General features: G+C 30.0%; 7 protein-coding genes. 6 read left to right on the top strand and 1 reads right to left on the bottom strand.

Annotation, left to right across the window (positions count from 1 at the left end; translation table 11 throughout):
* Window positions 1-205: 205 nt before the first annotated feature.
* Window positions 206-847, top strand: coding sequence for a DMP19 family protein (locus PW52_RS16700; protein WP_052823543.1), 642 nt, complete (start codon window positions 206-208; stop codon window positions 845-847).
* A gap of 147 nt (window positions 848-994) precedes the next feature.
* Here the strand turns inward: PW52_RS16700 and PW52_RS16695 are convergent, their stop codons facing one another.
* Window positions 995-1,438, bottom strand: a complete 444-nt coding sequence (locus PW52_RS16695) for an SRPBCC family protein (RefSeq protein ID WP_131454016.1) — start codon at window positions 1,436-1,438, stop codon at window positions 995-997.
* A 95-nt stretch (window positions 1,439-1,533) separates the two neighbouring features.
* Between PW52_RS16695 and PW52_RS16690 the strand changes: the two genes are divergently transcribed.
* From PW52_RS16690 to PW52_RS16670, 5 genes are all read left to right on the top strand, one after another.
* Window positions 1,534-1,962 carry a winged helix-turn-helix transcriptional regulator gene (locus tag PW52_RS16690; RefSeq protein ID WP_044634128.1) on the top strand — a complete coding sequence of 143 codons (429 nt, stop codon included), beginning with the start codon at window positions 1,534-1,536 and terminating at the stop codon, window positions 1,960-1,962.
* 185 nt (window positions 1,963-2,147) lie between these two features.
* Window positions 2,148-4,067: a DUF4365 domain-containing protein gene (locus PW52_RS16685; RefSeq protein ID WP_044634127.1), complete on the top strand. Its 1,920-nt coding sequence runs from the start codon at window positions 2,148-2,150 to the stop codon at window positions 4,065-4,067.
* 165 nt (window positions 4,068-4,232) lie between these two features.
* Window positions 4,233-4,691 (top strand): DUF4365 domain-containing protein, encoded by a 459-nt coding sequence (locus PW52_RS16680; protein ID WP_044634126.1) that lies wholly within the window; start codon window positions 4,233-4,235, stop codon window positions 4,689-4,691.
* Entirely contained in the window at window positions 4,691-5,110 is a 420-nt protein-coding gene (locus PW52_RS16675; RefSeq protein ID WP_044634125.1) for a hypothetical protein, read from the top strand. The genes PW52_RS16680 and PW52_RS16675 overlap by 1 nt, the downstream gene beginning before the upstream one ends.
* A gap of 152 nt (window positions 5,111-5,262) precedes the next feature.
* Window positions 5,263-5,781, top strand: a complete 519-nt coding sequence (locus tag PW52_RS16670; protein ID WP_044634124.1) for a hypothetical protein — start codon at window positions 5,263-5,265, stop codon at window positions 5,779-5,781.
* Window positions 5,782-5,818 lie beyond the last annotated feature (37 nt).

Below are 5,818 nucleotides of genomic sequence, written 5' to 3'. Positions count from 1 at the left end.
AAAGAATTCATAGAAATACTAGCGAATTAAGCAATAGTTTAAATTAAAATTACTACGCCTAACACCGTATATAATTTATTGCTAGTTCTAGCCTACTTACGAAAATCCTCGCGGATTTTCTATTCGGTTTTTATTTACTAAATTAGGTGCTTGAAACACGCAACAAACCATATACAAACACGTTAGCCACAATGTAATCCAATCAATGAGCAAAAGAATAATAACGATAATGATTTTGACTTCTATCTTAAACTTCTTCGGTTGCAAAGAAAAAAACGAGCCGAAAAAAGAAAAATCCGAAATGGACTTGCTTATTGAAAATAGTATTGACGAATTTAATAATCGGACAATTTATAAAACCTTGACTTCTGAAATTTTGGACTCAATTTCTGACGACAAATTGGAACAGGCAATTATGGATAATATTGACACCAAATTCCAAGACGTAGAACAATACACTTTGGACAAAATATCTAAATTGACCAATGGACAACAGGCAGTTTTTTCCACTTGGTGGTTGGAAGCCGAAGTTAACAATGGTGGATTTAATCAATTCTATTTCAATTCAAGCGGACAATTTGCGGAAATGGCAGAAGTCGGATTTATGACAATTGGGGCGGATAAGTTTTCTGAATTGACAAAACGAGCGAATAAAATTTATTCAGAAAACAAACAGAGACTTGAGGAATTTGATGATGGAACAATGGAAAGTTTTAGCGAGTCTTATAAGGACAATCCTCTCAATGATAAGGACATTGAATTTTACAACCTTTATGATTCCGAAAAAATTGGAGAATTAAAAATAAAATACATTCGAGAAAACAAAAACGAATTTATAACTGAATAATAAAACACAGTGGCTAACAATGGCTATAAGTAATTGCTTGTTTTCGCCTACTTTGGAAATTCCTGCGGAATTTCCAACTTGGTGTGTACTTAAAAAGTTAACCGCTAAACCACGCAACTACTCATAGCCGAGAGCGTTGTGGGTAATTTAAGAAAGATGAGGCATTCCAGTTCCAGTTTCAACAAAACTCTTTAAACTTTGAGTTACAAATCTTTCCCAAGCAGGAAAACAAATCTCATAACAGTTTAACTCGGGAACTAATCCATTATGTGCGAAATTTAGAATTGTTGCGTTTTGACCTTTATCTTCCAAAACCCATTCAACAAAAGTTCCTTCCCACTCTTTTTCAATTCCTTCATAACCATTGTGAATATGTTTAGCCTCAATACATTTCCATACTATTTTTCTATTAGGTTCAAATTCGGAGATTTTAAACTTCCAATAAGTACTATCAAAACTTGTTGTGAATTCATCACCAACTGAAGAAACTGAATTATCTGTATTTCCCCACCATTTTTGGACGTGTTGTGAAATAGCATTGAATACTTGTTGTGTAGTTCCATTAATAGAAACCATTGTTGTGTATGACATAATTTAATTTTAAAATATTAATAGTGCTTGCGAATTACAAGTGCAAATATATAAAAGTACTTTTATTTTACAAGTGCATTTTTATATATTTGCATATGAAACAGATTGAAAGAAGGTCGGACTGTCCAATTAGCTTATCGCTTGACATTTTTGGAGACAAATGGACTTTACTAATTTTAAGAGATTTTATTTTCTTTAACAACAGACACTTTAACGAGTTAGTAACAGTTGAAAAAATATCTACAAATATTCTTGCTGACCGATTAAATCGACTACTTGAAAATGATATTGTAAAAAAAGAAGTTGATAGGAATAATAAATCTTCATATCTGTATTCGTTAACAGAAAAAGGAATTGATTTAATTCCGATTGTTATTGAAATTTATAAATGGGGAGCAAACAATATTGACGGAAATAATGCTAATAGTGAATTTAAAAATGAAGTGAATTCTAATTTTAATAAAGTGACATCGGAAATAGTTGACCGAATAAAAACTACCCACAACAACGTATATAAAACATAGCTATTATAGGCTTTCCGAGAGGTTAGTATATATTTGCTGAGACCGCCAAATTTTTAAATTTGGCTTTTAGTAAAATAAAGATAAAAAGAAAAATTTAAAAATTCGGCTTGTGTATAATCCGAAAGGAAAGCGTCTTTTTACACGCTACGTTTCATATACAAACCGTTGTAGCCAATTAAACCAAAATGCCGAAAAGACCCAAACAACATCAGTTAGAAGATTTATCAAGAGCTAAATTTCAGCTTTGTCTTCCCGAAAAATGGGTTATAAGAGATAAAGACAAAGATTACGGAATTGACTGTGAGGTTGAATTATTTGACGATGACGAAAATTCAACTGGACTTTTATTTTATGTACAATTAAAAGCTACAGCTTCAAAGAAAGAATCTGAAATCTTCAACATTGACTTTAAGATTGACACTTTAGAATACTTTAAACAACTTGAAATCCCTGTTTTATTAGCTAGGTATTCTCAACATCTTGATAAAACTTATGTAAAATGGATTAATGAAGTTGACCTAACTTTTGCCAAAGAGAAAGCAAAAACCTTTAGAATTAAAATTGACAAAACGAATGAATGGAATGAACAATCAGAAATTCGAATTGAAAATGATTTAAAAAACGTAAGAATATTAAACTCTGGTTCATTTAATTTCCCTTTGTCATATTCCATAAATTTTGAGGATGACAATATTCAAGGACTTTCAAATAGTCAACTCAAAATTCAATTAAGAAATGAACTTAGAGAATATTCAGATTTTTTAGAATATAAATCGAACGATGAAAATTACCTGATAAACATCAGTATTGATAAAAACGTTTTATTAGTACAAACGAGTATTCTTAAAGGTGTATTTTTCCATAACCTTGATAAAAGACCTAAAGAGAATTTCATAGAAGAATTATCATTAGATATTTTACTAAGTCTATCAATATGTATGGTAATGGTTGGTCAAATCGACTATTGTGGAAAAATAATATTTGACAACGAATTAGAAAACAGATTAATTGAAAAGGAAGAATTATTATTGAGATTATTGCCTATATTAATTTCTAGTTCATATTTTGAAAATTCATTAAATTTAATAAATGATGCACTAGACAATCAAGAAAATGAAATAATTTTATTTCCTGCAGTTGCATCAATTTTACTTAAATCTGACACTAAAATCAAAAAGCGTATAGCTCTAATAGAGTCATTTTTCAAGTCTCAATTAGAAAAAGCTGAAAAACTTAATCTTGATAGTTTAATAGCTACTTCTCGCTATAATTTAGGTAACTTCTATCGAAGTAAAGACAGACATAAGGAATCTATAAATAACTATGTCCAAGCAAAGAGATATGATTCAAATTATTTAAAAAGGTCTTACTACTACAGAGAAATAGCTGGAGTTTGTTTTGAGGCTAACAAATTTAAATTTTCTGCTGATTTCTATAAAAAATCTATCGAACTTGGAGCTTCAAATGATACTAAATCTCTTTTGGGAGATGCATTAATGTTTTCAGGTAATTATAAAGAAGCAGATAATGTATTTCAGAATTACATAACTACCACAGAAACACCAAATGAAGAATTTTTACTAAAAGCTATTCTTCTTCAAAACATAATAGAAAACGAGAAAATAGATTCACAAAACAGAAAACCAGAAGAAGCAGATAAAATAGCAGGTGATAAACCTTCTATTGAAGATATTGAAAAAGCCTTTAATAAAGATTTACTCTCAAGTCTAGCTTGGTTTAATCTAGGAATGATAAAAAAAGATGATGCTAATTTTCAAGAAGCAACTTTTTGTTTTGCAATGTGTGCAAGTATAAATCTTTGGGATATTGAAGCTTGGACTTTTGCATTTCTATCATTTATTAATTCTGGTAAAGAAGGAGACCTTTTAATTGGCTCACTAATATTAAAAACAGCATATTGGCACAATCGAGATGAATTCTTAATGCATCTTTATGGTATTCTCGAACAAGACAATGAATCGAATGCGGAAATCATAAAAATGATTGATAAAATTCTTATAGCTGACAATAAAATGAATGAAAAAAGTGCAGTTCTAAGAATTCTTGATGGAGAAAAATATAAAGAATTTGAACTGAAAAAATAACTGGCTACAACACCGTATATAATTTATTGCTAGTTCAAGCCTACTTACGAAAATCCTCGCGGATTTTCTATTCGGTTTTTATTTGCTAAATTACGTGATAAACCACGCAACAAACCATATACAAACACGTTGTGAGCAATTAAAACAAACATTCGTAATAAAAGAATGAGTAACGAAATTGGAGAATTAGGAGAAGGTATTTTTAATGTTGCTATTTCTCGTGACTATAAATTTAGACCACGACATTTAGGAGAAAAATGGCCTGCATCTGACTTTTATGTTGAACTAATTGGACCAACTGAAATCTTCTTTTTTATTGTTCAAGTAAAAGCAACTGAAAGTGGAATAAACAACAAAGGGAATTTAAGAGTAAAGGTTCCAAAGAAAAAATTACACGATTTGAATTCATACTACTGTCCTACTTATGTTGCAGGAGTTGACAACGATACTGAAGAGGTTTATTTGGTGTCTGTAAATACAAGACGCAGAAAAGGAATAAGTAGTCTTCCGACTAAATTTGTCTTGAACAAACAAAACCGAATCAAGTTATTTGAAGAAGTCCAAAAATTTTGGCTGAATTCTGATATTAAGACTTATAAACGTAATTTCAACCATAAGATATAATGAGCAACTTTAAAGAATGGAGAGCGGAAGAAATTGTAAAAGTCTTTTTATTAAAGTCTGGTTACAAATTTGACATAGAAACATTTCCTACACCAATGTTCGATTTATTTATTAAATTAAAATCGAACTCTGAAATAAAATTTGCGATTGAGGTTAAAACAAAAAGTAGATTTCAAAGCAGAATTAATAAACAATTAAGCTCATTAAAAAGTTATAGAGATGCTGGACTAATAAATATTCCTGTATTTCTTATAAAAGTCGATGAAAGAGAAGAAGAAAGTGAATTTGACTTTTTAGTATTTCCATCATTTAAAGAAAATCAGCTTTTGATTAGAAATGAATTTAGGTTTATTAAATTGAATAAAGATAATTTCAAATTAAAAATGGATGCTGTGGAAAAATGGTATGGACGAAAATAACTGCTCACAACACCGTGTATAATTCATTGCTAGTACTCGCCTACTTACGAAAATCCTCACGGATTTTCTATTCGGTTTGTATTTGCTAAATTGGTTGCTGAAACACGCAACTAAATCATACACAAACACGTTGTACCCAATTTGAGAAAACTGTGACCAAAACTAAAGGACTAAACAATACGACATCTAAAGAATGGTTAAATTTAATAACCGAATTCTTATCGAATGGTAATTCTCAATCAACAAAAGCTATTTCGAAATCTTTAGGCTCTGAAAACAAAAAATACAATAGAAATGAGCGTGGCTCTAAATTCTTAATTCCTAAAAACAAGAATTTGAATTATGTTGCGATAAATCCTGACTTAGAAGATACTGAAATTGATAAACCCGTTACATTTTTAGCGTTTAACGGAGAAAAACTGAGTTTGAAATTAAATTATCTGACTGAATTGTTTCCTAATGTTGAATTAGTTGAAAACACATATGATGGTGGAATTCAATTATTCTTTAATCCAGTAGATAATCGATATGATTTTACAGCAGTTGCTTGTCAAATTTTTACTGACTATAAAACTCTCGATGAATTGACCGATTTGAACATTAATGGAATTTCTTTTATGTTTCAACCAAATAAATTGAAAACACGAGCTGGATATACAATGACTGAATAAAAACTGGGTACAACAAAGAACTGAGTTAAAAAACAAG

Source organism: Neotamlana sedimentorum (genome assembly GCF_000943565.1).
Classification (GTDB): domain Bacteria; phylum Bacteroidota; class Bacteroidia; order Flavobacteriales; family Flavobacteriaceae; genus Neotamlana; species Neotamlana sedimentorum.
This window is presented reverse-complemented; position numbering and strand designations above follow the sequence as displayed.